The 18,774-nt window shown below is 52.5% G+C and carries 10 protein-coding genes and 1 riboswitch; all 10 genes read left to right on the top strand.

Annotation, left to right across the window (positions count from 1 at the left end):
- Entirely contained in the window at positions 1–1,380 is a 1,380-nt protein-coding gene (locus ACTQ3K_RS01235) for a sensor histidine kinase (RefSeq protein ID WP_441564941.1), read from the top strand.
- Positions 1,381–1,420: 40 nt separating this feature from the next.
- On the top strand, positions 1,421–2,551 hold the full coding sequence (locus ACTQ3K_RS01230; RefSeq protein ID WP_441564939.1) for a hypothetical protein: 1,131 nt from the start codon (positions 1,421–1,423) through the stop codon (positions 2,549–2,551).
- A gap of 117 nt (positions 2,552–2,668) precedes the next feature.
- A riboswitch (cobalamin riboswitch) is annotated at positions 2,669–2,862 on the top strand.
- 274 nt (positions 2,863–3,136) lie between these two features.
- Complete coding sequence (locus ACTQ3K_RS01225; RefSeq protein ID WP_441564937.1) at positions 3,137–3,979, top strand: leucine-rich repeat domain-containing protein; 843 nt, start codon at positions 3,137–3,139, stop codon at positions 3,977–3,979.
- A 296-nt stretch (positions 3,980–4,275) separates the two neighbouring features.
- Positions 4,276–7,890 carry a cadherin-like beta sandwich domain-containing protein gene (locus ACTQ3K_RS01220; protein WP_441564935.1) on the top strand — a complete coding sequence of 1,205 codons (3,615 nt, stop codon included), beginning with the start codon at positions 4,276–4,278 and terminating at the stop codon, positions 7,888–7,890.
- 79 nt (positions 7,891–7,969) lie between these two features.
- Entirely contained in the window at positions 7,970–11,689 is a 3,720-nt protein-coding gene (locus ACTQ3K_RS01215; protein WP_441564933.1) for an outer membrane protein assembly factor BamB family protein, read from the top strand.
- Positions 11,690–11,802: 113 nt separating this feature from the next.
- Entirely contained in the window at positions 11,803–13,104 is a 1,302-nt protein-coding gene (locus ACTQ3K_RS01210) for an N-acetylmuramoyl-L-alanine amidase family protein (protein ID WP_441564931.1), read from the top strand.
- A 2-nt stretch (positions 13,105–13,106) separates the two neighbouring features.
- Complete coding sequence (locus ACTQ3K_RS01205; protein WP_441564929.1) at positions 13,107–14,126, top strand: hypothetical protein; 1,020 nt, start codon at positions 13,107–13,109, stop codon at positions 14,124–14,126.
- A gap of 110 nt (positions 14,127–14,236) precedes the next feature.
- Positions 14,237–16,528, top strand: a complete 2,292-nt coding sequence (locus tag ACTQ3K_RS01200; protein WP_441564927.1) for a hypothetical protein — start codon at positions 14,237–14,239, stop codon at positions 16,526–16,528.
- 55 nt (positions 16,529–16,583) lie between these two features.
- Positions 16,584–17,519, top strand: coding sequence for an AAA family ATPase (locus ACTQ3K_RS01195; RefSeq protein ID WP_441564925.1), 936 nt, complete (start codon positions 16,584–16,586; stop codon positions 17,517–17,519).
- Positions 17,520–17,535: 16 nt separating this feature from the next.
- Positions 17,536–18,708, top strand: a complete 1,173-nt coding sequence (locus ACTQ3K_RS01190; protein ID WP_441564923.1) for a DUF58 domain-containing protein — start codon at positions 17,536–17,538, stop codon at positions 18,706–18,708.
- Positions 18,709–18,774: the final 66 nt, after the last annotated feature.

Below are 18,774 nucleotides of genomic sequence, written 5' to 3'. Positions count from 1 at the left end.
ATGAAGCTGTACGGGAAGATTTTTCTGTCGTCGATTACAGTCCTGATTCTGGCACTGTGCGGCGTAGAATATGTCATGGTATCCGGAAGCTTTAAGCGGGCCATGGAATCGGAGATCGACCATGAGACAGAGCAGTACCGGTTTATCCGCCTGGCCTTTTACCTGGGTGGAAAGGAGTCGGGCATGGAACAGCTGGGTGACCGGTACGGTGTACTGTATTCGGAAACCGGGGAGGTTCTGTTTTCCACCTTTCCGGAGGAACTTCGGCCGGAGTCCGGGGAGGCTGATCCGGAGGTTTTAACCTGCCGCGTGGTGACTGGTGGTGAAAAACGGATTTTGCTGGTTGGCGGTGCAGTTGTGCTGCATGGGACATCCTGCCGCCTGATCACCGGCAAGCAGGTGGATTTTTTGTATGAAGATAAAGCTCTGATGGAGCAGGAATACCGGCGGGCGATTTATCTGGCTGTGGCGGTCTGCGCCCTCGTTCAGGCGGTACTGGCCTATGTGATCGCAAAACCCATTCGCAGGCTCCAGGTACAGGCTGACCGGATCGCGGACGGTCATTACGGGGAACGGGTCCGGGCGCAGGGGCAGGATGAGATCGCGGAGCTGAGCCGCTCGTTTAATCAGATGGCAGAGGCAGTGGAGCAGAAGGTGGAGGAGCTTTCCCTGGAGGCGGAGCGTAAAGAACAGTTCATGGGAGATTTTTCCCATGAGATCAAAACGCCCATGACAGCCATCATCGGCTATGCCGACCGGCTGTACCAGAAGGAATGTTCCAGAGACGAGGTGCGGGAGGCGGCAGGCTATATTTTAAACGAAGGAATGCGGCTGGAGGCTCTGTCCGGAAAAATGCTCCGGTTTATTGCCCTGGGGCAGGAGGTGTTCTGCCGGGAGCAGATTCCGGCGGGAGAGTTTTTCGAGGATCTGAAGGAGACCACAGAGCCGCTGTTTGCGGGAAAGGCAGCGCTTACGGTATCATGGGAGGACGGGATCATGAACATGGAATGGGATCTCATGAAGACCCTGGTCATGAACCTGATGGACAATGCCGGAAAATCGGGGGCTACGCAGGTCGAGGTTCTTGGAATCATACGGGAGTGCGGCTATGAGATCGCAGTGCGGGACAACGGACGGGGAATCCCGGCGGAGAAGCTGCCTCATATCCAGGAAGCGTTTTACATGGTGGACAAGTCCAGAAGCCGGAAGCAGAACGGTGCGGGGCTGGGGCTGGCGCTGTGCCGGAAGATCGCGGCTCTTCATGATACCAGTCTGATGATCGTAAGCCGGGAGAACAGCGGAACCGAGGTTTCCCTGGTGCTCCCGGGAGCAGAAACCGGAACAGAAACAGAAAAAACAGGAACAGATACGGAAACCTGATGGAATCATAAAAAATCAAAGGCAGAAAGGAGGCGTTTGTATGAAAAAGAAAGTCAGGCAGGTCCTGGGCGGACTGGCGGTGTTTGGAATCCTGGTCTTATTGGGAGCGGCCGGCATGGGAATTGCCCATAAGGCACTGGAGCGGCAGACGGAAAGGCTGATGAGTACGACGGTGACGGTGGCAGATCCGTCGGGAAACAGGCTTTTGCAGACGGCAAAGAATCCGGGAGGAACCGATCCTGTTTCATCGGCAGATCCGGAGGCTGCGACAGACAGCGGAAAAACTGCAGGAGCCTCCGATTCGGAAGGCTGGGTGGTTTCGGAAAACGCAGGAGTCACAGCCATGGATGGAAATTCGGAAAACGGCATGGATCCGGGTGAAAGAGGCGATACGAAAACCGACCGGATTTCGGAAGCAGTCCCTGCGGACGGAGCAGACAGTACACAGGCGAGAATCCGTCTGGCAGAACGGTTTCCGGCAGTGACCGATCTTTCACTGGCCGGGCTTCGTCTACTGGGCGGCAGTGTCGAGACAAGGGAGCCGTCAAAGGAAGAACTGAGTGAGGAAGCGGCAGAGGATATCGCACGGATGATCTTCTGGCAGATGGGAAATCTGTGCAGAGAACAGATCGAAGAGAACGATGGGGCTGAGGCACTCCGGGATTCCGAGCTTCCCCTCACCATGTCCTTCCGGGCCAATGAAAGTGCGGCAGTCTGGACGGCTGATTATACCTGGAGCGGCGGATACATGAAGCTTTATCTGGACGCAGAAACCGGGCTTCCCGTCCGGATTTATGTAAACTGCGGGACACCGGGAAAGATGGAGGAGACAGGCGAAGCTATCTGTGCGCTGGCAAGGGAAAAAACAGCCGGCAGCCGGTATCCGTTGCTTGCTCAGGCATTAAATCCCCTATACGAAGCGCTTTTGGGGGAAACGCCGGGAGAAAAGCGGCTGGTCTATGCACCAAGCGAAGAGGACCGGGAGCGGGGCCGGACGGCGTATATCTGGAGCTTTCCAGGTGAGGATTACGCTGTGGTTTTGATCCAGGAATCAGAGAGCCTGATGTTCCAGGGAAATCCACGCCATCACATGGATCTGGTACTGGCAGACATGGCAGATGTAACCAGAATTGCCGACCGGATGATCAAGGCATACTGGACGGTGCAATAAAAAAGGGGGAGAAAAATTCTGGAAATTTCCGTTTGAAAGTTTCAGATTCCCGAAAATATCTGGAATGAATTGACAGGCTCGGAGGAACGTGTTAAACTATACACGAAAACTAGGCAATAGTTTTGCAGAAGTCAGAGTGCCGGAGACTCCTCTGAGCGGAGCGAAGGTTAAAAGGGAATCAGGTGAGAGTCCTGGACAATGCCGTTACTGTATGGGCGGAGTGATCCCCTGAAATGCCACTGGGAAACTGGGAAGGCGGGGAGAACGATGAAACCCGGAGTCAGAAAACCTGCTTTGACTGTATTTCAGTGCTGCGGGTCACGGCGAAAGAAATGTGCAGAAAAAAGAGCAATTCAGGAATTGAGAAATTTCTGTTAAAAGGACACTTTTTTTGGACAGATATTTGCCGCCTGTGGGCGGCTTTTTTATTTCACAGGAAAGTGCATCCTATGAAACAAAAAAAGCAGGAATGATTCCTGCTGAAAGAAAACCCGTATGAAGAAGTCCGGTGCAGGGCTTCCGGAAAAAATTATCCGATGCAGGATTGTTTTGAAACACTGTTCGATATATCAGAGAGAAGACAGTGTGGATAGAAAAAACAAGAAAGCGATGGGAGTGTACGGCATGACGGAGCAGGTTTTAGAGCGGAAGGAGGCACTTCGGCGGGCAGTGCCAGATCTGGAAATTGATGAAAACTACAGAATCGTCGGAAGAGAGGCTCTGAAAAACAATATCAAGGTGCGAACCGTGTTTTTGCCGCAGATAGTTGAGATCCGTGGACAGGCATTTTATAACTGCACAAACCTTAGAAAGGTAGGCGTTCCCAATCTCAGTACAATCCGAAAGGAAGCCTTTTTTGGCTGTTCCAATCTGCGGACTGTGAGTTTTCCGTCAGCGTTTTCGCAAATGGAGGATGCCGCGTTTTACGGCTGCAAGCGTCTTGGAAAAGTAGAATTTGAAAAGAATAATCAGGTGCAGCGGCTGCCGAATCGTGTATTTTCAGAATGTAAGGAATTATCGGCGCTTGTTATGCCGGACAGTTTGGAGGAGATCGGAAGGGAAGCATTTTATAAATGCGGAGAGCTGAAAACCCTGCATCTTCCGGAGCATCTAAAACGGATCGCCGCGAGAGCGTTTTATGCCAGCGGCCTTACGGAGCTGGAGCTTCCCGGAGAGCTTTCAGATATTGGTGAGGGAGCTTTTCTCAAATGCAAGGCGTTAGAATATGTTCGTGTGCCTGAGACCGTGAAAACCATCGGAAAATGGGCATTCCATGGATGTTCCAGACTGAAGGTTCTGGAGGTACCGGGAGATCCGGAAGTGATCGGAGAATGGATTACCAATAAAAACTGTGTGATCCGATGTCCGAAGGGAAGCCGGATGGAGGCTTACGCGAACGAATACGGTATGGAAATAGAATATTTGTAAAATTGAATAATAATACATCGATACAGTTTACGTTGGTAATTGATAGGTGATCCGGTTAGATCCCGGAGCCAGCCGGAAGGAATTTTATGTCCGGAAGTGCGGATAGCCCGTATGACCTGCTGTTTCAAAAAGATCCAGAGGAGCAGGGCGTATTGTATCATGGCGAAATATAAGAGCTTCTCTTCGGAGAAGCTCTTCTTTATTTTATAAAAAAGTGTATGGATCTTGAGTGAGGTCTTAAAGAACCGCTTATGAAGCGTGTTCTTTGACAGATAGAGAAGAAAGGAGAATGAAGTATGAGAAAAACCAAACGATGGCTTGCGTTTCTGTTAAGCCTCAGCATGGTGCTGAGTGTGGGAACAAGCCCGGTTCTGGCTGCCTCCGCGGATAATCCTGCACAGACTGCAGTGGAAGCTTCTGCACAGGCGGTCCAGGATGCAGAGACAGAAGAGCAGACAGAGGCTTCGAAGGAGGAGACCGGAGAAGAAGAAACCAAAGCAGAAGAAAACAAAGCAGCAGAGAGAAAGGCAGAAGAGGCAGCGGGCAAGGCTGCAGAGCCTGCAGCTGAAGCGGCGAAGGATAAGGGGACTGATGCTGATGTAGAGGCAGAACCTCAGGAACCGGAAAATAAGAGCGCGCTTTCTGCACAAGAGGAAACTCACAGCCTGTTACTTGGTCTCGAGACCAATGACAAGGTTGGTTTATCCCCGGATTTTGACGAGAACGGAGAGACGGTTGTTTACTGGGAGGCTTCCAGCACCTACTTCCGGACGAGAGCGAGAATCGCTGCTGCGGCAAGCGGCGTAACACTGACCTACACCTATACGGATATCGACGGTGCGGCAAAGACGGTGAAGGCTACCTCCACCGCCGCCCTTACCTCCCTTCCAAAACTGATCGCAAAGGGTGCAAAGGGAGCAGAAGTTACGTTGACAGCAGCCTCCGGATCTGTATCCGAGACCTATAAGATCCACGTTAAGAGAAAGGCTCTGCTTTCCGGTCTGACTTTGACGGATGCAAATGGGGCTGCGATTGCTTTTACACCTGGATTCAGCAAGCTGGTTACAGACTATTCCGTGAATGTGATCGATGATGTGACAAGCGTAAAGGTAAAGGCATCGGAGCTGGCGGGAGCAGACGGAACAGCCTTCCTGTTCAACGGAACGGAATCGGCGGACGGAACCTATGACTTTCCGATTCAGCCTGGTGAGAACAAGCTGACCGTCTCCGTAAAGAACGGTTCGGATGCTGCCCAGGAGTACACCGTTACTATTAATCAGGTGTCGGCGGTGACCCTGACCGTTGATCTGAAGACCGACGGCGCACTGTTCGCCCTGTACCGCGGTACAAAAGGAAAGACCCGTGTGATCCCGGAGGCAGACGGAACCTATAAGCTGTACCCCAAGGAGGATTACATCTACACCGTAACGGCCAGGGGATACCAGAGCTATAAGGCTCCGAAGAACGAGCAGGACGAAAACGGCAGAAATCTTCTGAATCTTTCCGAGGATACCATAAAGACCTTTACCCTGGAAAAAACTCCGGAATCCGATCCGCTGACCCAGTACAACCCGACCTATCCGGGGGCACGCTGCGGTGAGGATAATAATTCCATCGTAAATGTAAAGACCCCCATCAACCGCAGTGCCATCGAGGTTGTCTGGGAACGGCAGACCGGCGTATCGGTAACTCCCAGCTCCGGAAGCACCCCGATCATTGCAGGCAACTTCATGTATACCTTTTCCAAGAATACCATTTATAAGATGGACAAGGAAACCGGTAATGTAGTCGGCAGCGCCACCACAAAGGACGGTGCAGGCTTTAACTTAATGCCTTCTACATATGGCAACGGTATGATTTTTGTACCGATCAACGGCGGTGTTCAGTGCTTCAATGCAGATACCATGGAATCTCTCTGGGTCTATACCGATCCAAACGGCGGTTCCTCCAACAGCCCGATCCGTTATTCCGATGGCTACATTTATTTCGGACTTCAGGGCAACGGCGCTCTGGTATGCATTTCTGTTGAGGATGAAGATCCGACCGTCGGCGATGAGGCCAAGGATGCAACCTGGAGAAATATGGATTCCAACGGAAACATCTGGTGGAACGATGTATGGAGCAATGAGAAGTATGTATTTGTTGCAGCTTCCGGACCGGCGAACCAGACGGATCAGGGTCGTCTTCTCTGCATTGACAAGGTAACCGGTGAAACCGTTCAGTCGGTGGTGATCGACGGCGGACGAAGCGGTGTGACGTATTACAACAAGAGAATCTATTTTATCAGCGGCCACGGAAAACTGTATTCCTTTAACATTGCGGATGACGGTACCCTGGATCTGGAAAACCTGATCGCGCCTCTGGAGCTGGGCGGTGCATCGGTAAGTACCCCTGTTATTTACAATAACCGTCTGTATATCGGCTGGTCCACCGGCGGATTTGGTTCCAAGGGTGCCCTGAAGGTCATCAAGATCGATCCCGAAAGCGGCGCCATGAGCGAGGCTTACTCCGTAAGCACCAATTCTTACTGCCAGAGCTCCGGTGTCGTAACAACGGCTTACGAAGAAGAGACCGGCTATGTTTATGTATACTTCATGGAGAACAGCTCCAAGGGAAGCATGTACATGATCAAGGACAGCGCAGACATGACCGAGCCAGATCCCGAGTCCGGCGAGTTCTACTGCCCGAGCCATCCTCAGTACTGTATCGCCAGCGTGGCAGTCGATGAAAAGGGTACCATGTACATGAAGAACGACTCCGCATGGCAGTTTGCGATCCGCAATGCGCAGGCGTATGTTACCAATCTGCAGGTAAGCGGCGGAAACGCAGTCATTGACGGCGGCGATACCTTTGACGGTTCCTTAACAGATCACATGATCACGGTGGATCAGGGAACCGAGAACTTTACCCTGCATGTAACGGCAAACGACGGAACGGTCATTACGGTCAATGGAAAGCCCTGCGATTCGGGTGAAGCCGTGATCAGCATGACTGACGGAAAGGCAGATGTTGAAGTTCAGCTTACCAATGGCGACTATATAAAGACGTATCATTTCAGTGCCATGGAGGGTCCGGTAGTAAAGAGCCTTGTCATTACCAACAATCCCAATGCGGGAATAGGACAAATGTACGTTCTGGATAAGGAATTTGACCCCGGAGTTACCGATTACATGGCCGGATTTGAGGATCCGGAAGAGAGCGAGGCAGACTTCTGGATCAAGAAGCTTGGCTCCACCGATACCATCGAAGTGGTAAGCTACGACGGCCTGAGCAGTGAACCGAGAATACGCGAGGATACAAGGACGGGGCAGACCAATGTACGCTGCTATTTCAGTACCCGTACGGCATCCATTGCAAATGTATCTTTAAAAATCAGCAACCAAAGCGGAACCCAGTCCAAGATCTATAATTTTAAGCTCTACACCGGTGACATTCTTCCGCTCCCCGAGATCACAGATGCAAAGCTGTCTGACCGGACGGAGACAACGGCAGATATCACCTTTACGGCGAACAAGGCCTCCAGTGTCTACTATCTGCTGGAGGATCCTGCGGCGGAGGCTCCCGATGCGGACACCATCGCAGCCGGAGAGAAGCTGACAAACGTAAAAGGGGAAAACAAGCTGACCTTCACCGGGCTGGAAAAGACAACGAATAAGGTTGTTTATCTGGTTATGAAGGATTCCACCGGAGCATATTCTGAGGTACGTTCGGTGAAGATTGACGCATATCGGAAGCTTGGTGATCTGGACGGAAACGAGGAGATTTCTCTGACTGACGCCATTATGCTGCTGGATCTTCTGACTGCAGGTAAAGAGGTGGTAAGTCCTCTGGTTGGCGATATCAACGGTGACGGTGTGGTGAATCTGACCGATGCAGTTGCGCTGCTGGATCAGGTTACAGAAAATCTTTAAAAGAAGTTTTTAAAATCCTGGATGCTGCATTGTTTTAATAGCATGAGCTTCAGGCCGGGAAAAGAAAGGCGGGGAAAACATGAGAAACAGGAAATGGAAAAAACGGAGAACAGCGTTTGCTCTTGCAGTGCTGATGCTGGTATCCTCCCTGCCTTTCTCCCGGCATCAGGCGTATGCGGCGGAAGAAACTCTACAAACAGAGCAGACGATGCAGAATATACAGACGCAGTCTGACAGTTCCCTGAAGGGAATCACACTTAATAAAAAAACTCTGATCATGAAAACCGGAGAAACGGCATCTTTGACGGCAGTGCTTCTTCCGGAGGGAACAGATGCTTCACCGGAAATTACCTGGGAATCGGATGATCCGGCGGTGGTGACTGTTTCCGGAAACGGAACCGAGGCAGTTGTCACGGCTCCGGAGGGTACGGGCGGTTCTGCGACGGTGACGGTACGGGCCGGCTCGTTTTCAGCGTCCTGCCGCGTTCTTGTGACGGTGCAGGAGCCTATGCTGGAAAGCCTCTTATTTATGCAGAACAGCTCCGGAAGCCGACGGTATGAGCTGACAGAGCTGGAGGCAGGAAGCCGGGAATATACTCTGCGGATCCCGGAAAGTGCCCTTGCGGTGTTTGTCCGGCCGGTGCTCCGGGACGATCTTCCGGAGACGACCTCCATCGTGGCGTCCTTTGAGGATGCCATGACGGGAAATCCGGTGGAAATCCCGGTGAGTACCGATGTGACGACCTCCCTTTCTTCGAGAACGGCGGGGTATCTGATCCAATCCTATAATACAGAGCCAAGGGAACTGCTGATCACGGTATCGGATGGAACGACGACCGAAGAGTATGTGATCCATGTGGTCCGCGGTTCGTATCTGGGCGGGCTTTCGGTAAAGAGTGCGGCGGGAGAGACGCTTTCCTATACGCCTTTTTTTGCAAAGACGACGTATGCGTACAGTCTCCATGTACCGTCGTCCATGAAAGAACTGGAGCTTGGCTTAACCGGCGCGGAATCCTATCATACGCTCCAGACGGTCAACGGAGAGCCGGCGGAAAACGGAACGTACCGTCTTGCCCTGTCGCAGGGGGTAGTAAAAGCAGTTTTGAAATCCGGGGACGGAGAAAACGCCGTTCCCTATGAGTATGTCTTGACGGTTTATGTGGACGAAGCGTGTTATTTAACGGTGAATCTGGAACCGGAGACGGCCGTATTTGCGCTTTATGATGAGAACGGAGAGCAGATCGATCCGGTTGATGGCCGCTATGAAGTGATCAAAGATGCCTCCTATACCTATACGGTCTCAGCACCCGGCTATCAGAGCCAGAGCGGAAGCCTTATCGGCGGGAAAGAAGAACAGCTCGAATTCCGGCTGGAAAAGAGTGCGGATAATACGCTGGAGGAGCTTGCCTCGGAATGGGGCAGCTACTGGAAAACGGCGGAGAACTTAAATATCGTGTCGGCACCGACGCCGTCTTCGGCCAACAATACGGAAATCCTGTGGAAGCAGAAATACGGGAAAAACTCGGATGCGCTGGGAAGTTTAAGCGACGGAATCCTGGTAGAGGATTATATCTGCTGCTTCTATGGAAATCAGCTGGTGTATCTGAACAAAGAAACCGGAGAAATTGAAAAGAGCGTGACCATGCAGGGGCCGGGGAACAGTACCTTTGTCAAGCCTCTGTATGCAGCTGGTATGATTATTGTCCCTCAGACGGAGGGGAGGCTTCAGTGTTTTCATGCAAAGACACTGGAACCGCTCTGGCGTTACCAGGATACCATCGGCGGCAATGCGGCCACGGCGCTTCGTTATGATTCCGGGTATCTTTACGCCGGGTTTGCCGACGGGAATCTGATCTGCCTTTCGGCGGCCGATGAGGAGCCGGACAAGAGCGACGAGAAGAAAACAGCTATCTGGAGGCGGTACGACAGCGGCGGCTATTATCGTACCGGTGTCTACACCGGAGACACCTGTCTGTATGCGGCAGGCCGTTCCGGAACAGTCTACTGTCTGAATAAAACGACAGGGGCGACCCTCCAGAAATTTTCCCTGCCGGCTGAGCAGGGGATCATTTCCACCGGGATCTGTTACGGCAGCGGGCGGATCTGGTTTGCAACGGACAAAGGATATCTGTGCAGCTATCCGCTGGCGGAGGACGGGACGCTGGATACCGGAAAGGCTTCGGCGTATCCGACCGGAGGAACGGTCTACGGAACGCCGGTGGTTTATAAAAACCGGATCTATGTGGCAAGCGCGTCCGTGGATACCTACCAGGTGGTAACGCCGCCGTATTATCTGAATGTAATAAATCTGGAGAAGGATGGAAGCCTTTCTCTGGCTTACCGGACGGAGCTTACGGCCTGCCCCAAGGGCAGCGGAACGCTTTCAACGGCTTATGAGAAAACCGAGGGCTATGTCTGTCTGTATTATACGACGGACAGCACAGACGGAAGAGTATACCTCATTAAGGATCAGGCGGGAGCCACGGAGCCGGGCCCCGGAAGCGGCGTGCTCTACCAGCAGAACGAGGTGGCCGGAAGCGGCGGCGGAAGTGTCCTGGTGGATTCGGCCGGGCGGCTGTATTTCCGGTATGAATCCTCCTGGATGTATGCCCTGAAGCCATCGGATGTTTATCTGGACCGGGTGGAATTACAGACAGAAGGAGCCGTTCTGGACGGAGGCGCGGCCTTTGACCGCCAGGCGGTGAATCATGAGATCGTGGTGCCTTCTGACTGTGACGAAGCCGTAATCCGGTTTTATGGCAATGAGGGCGCAGAGGTTTTTCTGGACGGCGAAGCGCGGACAGAGAAAACATATCAGCTTGGTGAGGAGCCTCTGGAGACCGAGGTGGTCTTAACGAAAAACGGACAGATCCGAACGTATCAGTTCCGGATCCGCCGCCAGCATACGGACACCTCCCTGGAAAATCTTCAGGTCAGCTATTCGGAGATCCTTGGAATTATGGACATGGAGCTGGAACCGGCCTTTACGCAGGGACGGACCGAATACAGGTCCTCGATCTTCGGAAACGGCGATTATGATTTCTACTATATCTGGCCGGTGCTTCCGGAAAACGCAGGCTCTACCATGAAAGTAACAGTGTTAAGCGGAGCCTTTCAGGTGGAGGACGGAACGGAGCTGGAACCGCTTGCGGCGGTGCTGGACGGAGGAATCCGGACCCGATACAAGGTAAAGGCGGCGGGCGCTGCTCCGGTGGAGCTTCGGATTACGGTGACGGCTGAGGACGGAAAGAAAAAGCAGGATTATCATCTGACACTTTCCAGAAACAATGACCTGCCGAAGGTCACTGCCGGTTTTCCGGCGATGGTGAGCCGTGGAGAGAAAGGAGTCCTTTTACGGATCAACGCTTCTATGGACGGCTATCTTTATTACCTTCCGGATATCAGAGCTTCCAGCAATCCGATTCCAAGCGCGAGCGTCATGAAGCGGGACGGACAGCGGATCGCGGTAAAACAGGGAGAAAATCTGGTCATGCTGGAGGGATTTACGACAGCTGAAAGTGTGGTTTATCTTTATGAGATGAGCTATGCACAGCGCTGGAGCAGCGGAATCCGGGTCGATGTCCCGGCTTATGACGGATCAACGGAGCCGGATCTGCCGGAAGTAAAAAAAGGAGATCTGAACAGAGACGGGAAAATAAACTTGACCGATGTGGTCGTGTTCCTGGACCGTTTAACAGCCGGAGATCAGGTGGACGCTTCCACTGGAGATCTGAACGAAGATGGAACCGTCAGCATGACGGATCTCGTTATGCTCCTGGATCAGGTGACTGGTGGCTAAATGGCGGATCACATACAGAAATTAATGAGCTTTATCAAGCATGAGAAACACCTCTAGTGAAATAAAAAGATAGAATTTACCGAAAATGGTAAGGAGAAAGGAGATTTTCAAACATGAAGATGACAAAAAAATGGCTGGCAGCAGCCGGTGCGGCGCTGATGATGGTTTCCGCACTTCTGTCACCTGGAGTGAAGGAAGTAAAGGCAGCGGCTGAAAAGCCCGTTGTGGAAACCAGCATCGCTGATGTATCCGCGCGGGTTGGAGAGGAATTTACTATTCCAATTTCATTCAGCAGCGAGAGCGACTTACGAGGCGCCCTGGGCAAGCTGAATGACGAAAACGGAGCACTGTATGATTCCAAATCCCTGGAGTATCTGGGGGCATCCACCAGCGTTGGTGGTACGGTGAGCATCGCCGGAGGAAACTTCGGATTTTTCACGACCTCCGCATTCAAGAGCGGAACCATTGATTTAAAGTTTAAGCTGGTACAAGATCCCGACGAAGAACTGAAGGTGACGGTAAAGGATCTGTATTTCGCTACCGCAGGTACTGAAAGCGAAAAAACCACCCTGGTATCCACGGTAAGTGTACGCCGCGGCCCCGGCCTGGTGGTTGTAAAAGGTATTCCTTATGTTTACGATGAGAATGGTGATCTGATTCATGGTGCAACTCCTGTCATCAATGGCAAGAAATATTATGTAAATGAAGATGGTATTGCACAGTCTGGCTGGCTCCGTCTTGCGGACTGGCAGATGTACTTTGATCCGGAAACTTACGAAGCAGCAACCGGAATCACTCATGTAGATGGAAAGGCTTACCTGTTCGATGAGAACGGCGTGGAGATCCTGGAATCCAGAACCGAAGTGATCAACGGTAAGAAGTACTGGTTCCAGCCTGACGGTTCTCTGATGAGCGGCTGGTGCAAGCTTGGCGACTGGACGATGTACTATGATCCAGAGACCTATGTGGGCGCAACCGGACTTACCATGATTGACGGAAAGCCGTATGTATTTGATGAAAACGGTGTTCTGATTAAGAACAATACCCCGGTTATCAACGGCAAGAAGTATTATGTCAATGACGAAGGCATTGCACAGTCCGGCTGGCTCCGTCTTGCAAACTGGCAGATGTACTTTGATCCGGAAACTTACGAAGCAGCAACCGGAATCACTCATGTGGACGGAAAGGCTTACCTGTTCGATGAGAACGGCGTGGAGATCCTGAAATCCAGAACTGAAGTGATCAACGGTAAGAAGTACTGGTTCCAGCCTGACGGTTCTCTGATGAGCGGCTGGTGTAAGCTTGGCGACTGGACGATGTACTATGACCCGGAAACCTATGTGGCTGTTACCGGAACCGTTACCATCGATGGTGTGCAGTATACCTTTGACGCCAATGGAGTATTGATCAAATAGTAATGAAGAAAACAAGAAAATGGCTGGCGGCGCTTGGCTCGGCTTTTTTGCTGGCAGTGGCGCTGCTGGTCCCCGGCATAGGAGAAGTAAAAGCGGCGGAACCGACAATGACGGTCTCCATCGGAGATGTGCCTGACGCAAAGGTTGGAGAGGAGATCGAGATTCCGATCACAATCTCCAGCAGCGACGGGCTGCGCGGCGCTGTCGGAAAACTGAATGATGAGAACGGAGCGCTTTATGATACCGGTGTCCTGGAATATCTTGGCGCTTCCAATTCCCTCGGTGCGGACATGAGTACGGCGGGCGGCAATTATGGATTCATTACCATGAGCGAGTTTCATGAGGTGACCATCAACTTAAAGTTCAAGGTGTTGAAATGCCAGCCGGCGCCGGTGTCTGTGACGACAAAGGATCTGTATGCTTCGACAGCCAGTGCCAGCACCGGGAAGAAAAACCTGACGGCCATTGTAACCATTGCCCATGGTGATCTCCATGAGGAAGTGACGAAGCAGGCCACGAAAACAGCGGCAGGTTCCAAAACCGTCACCTGCGGACTTTGCGGCTATAAAGCCGTGGAGGAGATTCCGGCAGGCGGCGGAATCACAGGAGGAACCAACGGCGGCAGTTCCACAGGCGGACAATCTACCGGAGGAGCGGTCGGACAGTCCGGCGGAAATCAGGCTTCTGGAGGATCCGGTACAGGAAACAGCCAGGTCTCCGGCGGGAGCGGTATGGCGGATGGTTCCGGAGTGCAGGCAGATGGTTCCGGGTCTTCGGACAAAACAGGTACTGGTGAGACACTGGGAACCGGAGCAGATGGAGAGACCATGAAGGCAGGAGAGACGGCAAAGACCGGAGAGACCGCAGATGGGATCGCAGAATCCGGAAAAAATGAACAGGTTGCGGTTTCCGCAAAAAGCAGCGGTACGGCGGTAATCTGGATCGTTGCGGTTCTCGTTATTGTGATCGCCGGCGGCGCTCTTGCAGCCGTTCTGGTAAGAAGAAAGAATTCTGCAAAATAAGAAAATATGCAGATGCGGACTGCGGAACCTGTGGTTTCGTTCGTTTGAGAAAGGAAATGATCCGGCTCTGTCCTCCGGGGCGGGGCCGGTCTAAAAAGGAGTTTTGTTTTATGGGAAATACTTCAGGGTGGAAAAAGAAGCTGAGATCGATCGCAGCGGCGGGAATGGCAGTGCTGTTTCTGGTGTTGATTTTTTTGTTTGGAAGGACCGCTCCGGAAAACCCCATGGAAACAAAGAATTCAGACGCGTCCCACATGTATCTGACCTCCTCCACACTTGCCATGGATCAGGAGAAGCTGGCAGGCGTGGAGAATGCCAATATCCATACGGGAGACACGGAAAACTCTGTGACCGAACAGGAACAGAAGCAGGAAGAGGAGACGGATTCTGAGTCGCAGAACCAGGAGCAGCCGTCGGATCGTGAGCCGGAGCAGACTGATCAGAGCCAGACCCGGCAGACAACGGATAACTCCGGGCTGAACCAGTTCCTTTCGGGCTCATCGACCATTGATGACAGCCTTATGTCACTGATCCATAAGAGCCAGACCTCGGAAAATCCGGGAAATCAGGCAGGGGACAGCGGTAACTCCGGCAATCAGGGAACCGGAGGCGGCAGTCAGCCCGGCGGCAGCTCCGGTCAGGTGCCCAGTGACGGCGGAAATCAGACGACGCTGGATCCCAACGCTTCAGAGGAGCTGTTCACCACGGATATCAAGGACGGAGAAATTGTTCAGACCCCGGAGTACCCGTTCCGTATTACGCTGACGGAAAAGGGAAAACAGCTGACTCTGGTAAGCATGACGGTTTCGTTAAACGGAACCAGCCGTTCCTGTAAGGCCAGCGACAGCCTGACCTTACAGGAGGGGATCGCCAATAAAGTAACGGTGACGCTCCGGTTCCGGGATAAGAAATATAACCAGATCGATGCACCGTCCAAGAGCTATACGCTGTACTATTTACCGGACAATGCGGTGCTTCTGGAGGTTTATAATGCCAGTACCGGGGAGCTGCTTGGAAACGGTTCCACAGTGGAGACTTATGACGGAACGTATCCGATCCGGATCTCAGCAAAGCGCTCGAGGAGCGGGCGGGTAGAGGATATTACCTCCGATGCCATTGTCCGTCTCAATAATAAAAAGGTGTCAGGCTCCGGGGGCGGGCGGTATGATCTGGCGCTGACCGTCGGAAATAAGAATACCCTGAGGGTGACGGCCGGACAGGCTGGCGCCAACCAGCAGGTGTTCCAGTGTACGCTCCACTATAAGGTCGATCATTTTGTTTTAACCTTTGAAAGCCCTGCATTCAGTGAGACCATTTCCGATAACTATACGCAGGCCGAAAAGAAGTTCGGCGGTCGGAGCCGAAAAGAATATTCGTCCCAGTCTAATGAGTTTCGGTTCCGGGTGCGCTGTTCGGTGGAGACGGGGCTGGAGGAGATCACCAGTATCCTTATGACCAACCGGTACGGGACCAATGAAATGAAGAGCCAGGCCGGTGCAGACGGGTATATCACCATCAACCTGGATTCGTCCCAGTCCACTTATATCAAGGTAACCTGTACCGATGCGGAGGGACAGACCAAGTGGTATACCTGGGAACTGGTTTACAAGCGGGAGCCGGGCGGAGGGGACAGTACTCATGCTCCGGTCATTGAACTGTTTTCCGCCGAGACGATTACCAGCAGCAATCCTTATAACCTGGGTGTCAAGGCATATGATTATCACAGAAACGAGTTAAGTATTCAGAATATCAGGGTTTATATCAATGGTGTGGAGCATGAGATCGACAGTACGCTTGATTACTACTGGTATAACCTGGTTCTGACCGAAGGCGAGAATAATGTGCGGGTCGTTGTGACGGACAACGAGCAGTACCCGGCGGAAAAAAACTTTACACTGACCTATTCGCCGACAGGAGATAAAGATGACGATGGAAAGGATCAGGAGCTTCAGATCCACTTTGTTTTGAAAGCCGATAATGTCGGACTTGGAACCCTGATCGATGAGAATATCAAGGTAAAACCGGGAACGAGACTGGGGGAGATGGTGGAAGAGAGGCTGGCGGCCTATGGCTATCAGACGGAGTACTCCGGATCGCCGGCTTCGGGAGATTATTTCCTGAACCAGATCATCCGTCCGGGACTTTTGGATAACTGGTCGATCACGGATGATCTCCGGAAATTTGTGGAGATGGAAGGGCTGATCATCAAGGAGCAGCCGGACAGCTTAAATAAGCTGGGAAATAATTCTTTTGTGGACGGAACCTCCGGCTGGGTTGTATTTAAGAATCATGTGTGGGTCGGAAACAGCATGGGCGTGATCGGACTTGCAAGCGGAGATCTGATTGAAATGAGCTATACGCTGGATAACGGCAATGATCAGTCACTCCAGCCGTCAGAATAAAAGAAATAAACATTGTGAAAACCATGAACAGAAAACAGGGAGGAAATAAGAAGCAATGAACAGACAGACAGAGGCAGTGATCCGGGAAATTGAAAAGGTCATTATCGGAAAACGTTCCGTGGTGGAACGGGTGCTGATGGCAGTGCTTTCCGAGGGGCATATCCTGTTGGACGATGTTCCAGGCGTGGGAAAAACAACCCTTGCGGTGGCATGCTCCAGAGTTATGGGGATGGATTACCACCGGATCCAGTTTACCCCCGATGTGGTACCATCGGATATCATCGGCTTTTCCATTTACAACAAGGCGACGGGAGCCTTTGAATATAAGCCCGGCGTGGTCATGACAAACCTTTTGCTGGCAGATGAGATCAACCGTACCTCCAGTAAGACCCAGTCGGCCCTTCTGGAGGTTATGGAGGAGGGGCAGGTGACCGTAGATGGTCAGACCCATGCCCTTCCGAAGCCCTTTGTCGTGATCGCAACCCAGAACCCGGTTGGCTCTGCCGGAACGCAGCTTCTGCCCCAGGCACAGCTGGACCGTTTCATGATCCGGCTCCAGATGGGATATCCGGATTTTGACAGCCAGGTTAATATCCTCCGTGACCGCCAGACGGAAAACCCGCTGGAGCTGATCCATCAGGTCATTATGGGAACAGATATTCTTTCCATGCAGGAGGAGGTTCGACAGATCCATGTGGAGGATTCCATTCTGGAATATGTGACCCGCCTGGCAACGGAGACGAGAGACGATGAGATGATCCGTCTTGGCGTGAGCCCCAGAGGAGCCCTGGCCGTGGTTCGTATGGCAAAGGCCCATGCGTACCTGGAGGGCCGGGATTATGTGACGCCGGAGGATGTTCAGCAGGTATTTATTGATGTCTGCGGCCACAGACTGATCCTGAATCCCAGGGCGAGAGTGGCAGATCTGTCGGCGGAGGATATCTTAAAGGGTGTATTGAAGCGGACAAAATCACCGGACAGCGGACGGTAAAAGGAGACAGGAATAAATGGTAAGATCCAGGATTCTCTGGGGACTGTGGCTGGTATTCTGCCTGGTTCTCTGTATGGCCTCTGATTCGGAGGCAGCATATCTGCTTTTGATCGTTTCGGTCGTTCTTCCGGTGGGGAGTATGCTCCTTTCAGGGATCCCGGCGGGAAAAATCACCTGCGAGCTGTCTTTTTCGGCCTACGGGCAGAAAGGGCAGGCAGTATCCGGAACGGTGACGGCAGAGAATAAAAGCCTGCTTCCGGCAGACCGGCTGATGGTCAGGGTGCAGTGTGAAAACCTGCTGACCGGGGAAAAGGTGACGGTACCGGTAAGGCTGTCGCTTCCGGCAAAGGGAAGAGTACAGGCACCGGTAAAGCTGCGGAGTATCCACTGCGGGGAAATCCGCCTTTCAACAGAGCGGCTGGTTCTGTTTGACTGGTTTGGTCTCCGGAAGATCCGCCGGAGTATCCGGGGCGCACAGCCGTGTTATTTATTGACAGCTCCGGAGCCGTTTCCGGTGGAGACGGAGGTGGCCTACGGCGAGAATGCCGATATGGACAGTGATGAATATTCCATGAAGCAGGCAGGGTATGATCCTTCGGAAACCTTTGCGATCCGGGAGTATCAGCCCGGAGACCGGATCCGCCAGATTCACTGGAAGCTGACGGAAAAGATGGATACACTCATGGTACGGGATTATGGGCTTCCGATCCAGAATACCATTTTACTGCTTCTGGAGACTGGATACAGCGAACAGACAAAAGTCGCACCGGCGTGCCTGGATACGCTGGCGGAGGCGGTCATTTCCGTATCCCAGAGCCTTTTGGACCGTCAGATGGTCCACAGCCTGGGCTGGCAGAACCATGAGGAGCATCTGTTTTCCATGGAAGAGATAGAGACGGAGGAGGAGCTTCAGGGAATCCTTCCGGGCCTTTTGAGTGCCGTTCCGGGGGAAGATCCGGTTTCGGTGCTGGAGCATTATCTGGAAACCAGGGAGCAGTTAGAATTTGCCCATGTGGTCTTATTTACGACGGAGCATCGTCCGTCCTTGTCTTATCTGGCAGATCAGTGCCTGATCACCGAAGTGATCTGCGGGCCGGGAAGAGCCGGTTATGACAAAGAGGACGGGATCTCCATTGTGGGCATCGATCCGGAAAACCCGCAGGAGCTGCTGGCTTACCTGGAATTATAAATAAAAAAGGTGTTTCGGCGGCACAGGCTATAAAAATCAGACGTTTAAGCAGAGCAGACAGAAAAA

Source organism: Candidatus Paralachnospira sp. LCP21S3_A2 (assembly GCF_052118925.1).
Classification (GTDB): Bacteria; Bacillota; Clostridia; order Lachnospirales; family Lachnospiraceae; genus Lientehia.
The sequence above is the reverse complement of the archived record's forward strand: the minus strand, read 5'-3'. Positions and strand labels throughout refer to the sequence as shown.

Excerpts from the sequence above, each read along its gene's own strand:
- ACTQ3K_RS01235 (WP_441564941.1), top strand. The coding sequence starts at position 1 with ATGAAGCTGTACGGGAAGATTTTTCTGTCGTCGATTACAGTCCTGATT.
- ACTQ3K_RS01230 (WP_441564939.1), top strand. The coding sequence starts at position 1,421 with ATGAAAAAGAAAGTCAGGCAGGTCCTGGGCGGACTGGCGGTGTTTGGA.
- ACTQ3K_RS01220 (WP_441564935.1), top strand. The coding sequence starts at position 4,276 with ATGAGAAAAACCAAACGATGGCTTGCGTTTCTGTTAAGCCTCAGCATG.
- ACTQ3K_RS01215 (WP_441564933.1), top strand. The coding sequence starts at position 7,970 with ATGAGAAACAGGAAATGGAAAAAACGGAGAACAGCGTTTGCTCTTGCA.
- ACTQ3K_RS01210 (WP_441564931.1), top strand. The coding sequence starts at position 11,803 with ATGAAGATGACAAAAAAATGGCTGGCAGCAGCCGGTGCGGCGCTGATG.
- ACTQ3K_RS01205 (WP_441564929.1), top strand. The coding sequence starts at position 13,107 with ATGAAGAAAACAAGAAAATGGCTGGCGGCGCTTGGCTCGGCTTTTTTG.
- ACTQ3K_RS01200 (WP_441564927.1), top strand. The coding sequence starts at position 14,237 with ATGGGAAATACTTCAGGGTGGAAAAAGAAGCTGAGATCGATCGCAGCG.
- ACTQ3K_RS01195 (WP_441564925.1), top strand. The coding sequence starts at position 16,584 with ATGAACAGACAGACAGAGGCAGTGATCCGGGAAATTGAAAAGGTCATT.
- ACTQ3K_RS01190 (WP_441564923.1), top strand. The coding sequence starts at position 17,536 with ATGGTAAGATCCAGGATTCTCTGGGGACTGTGGCTGGTATTCTGCCTG.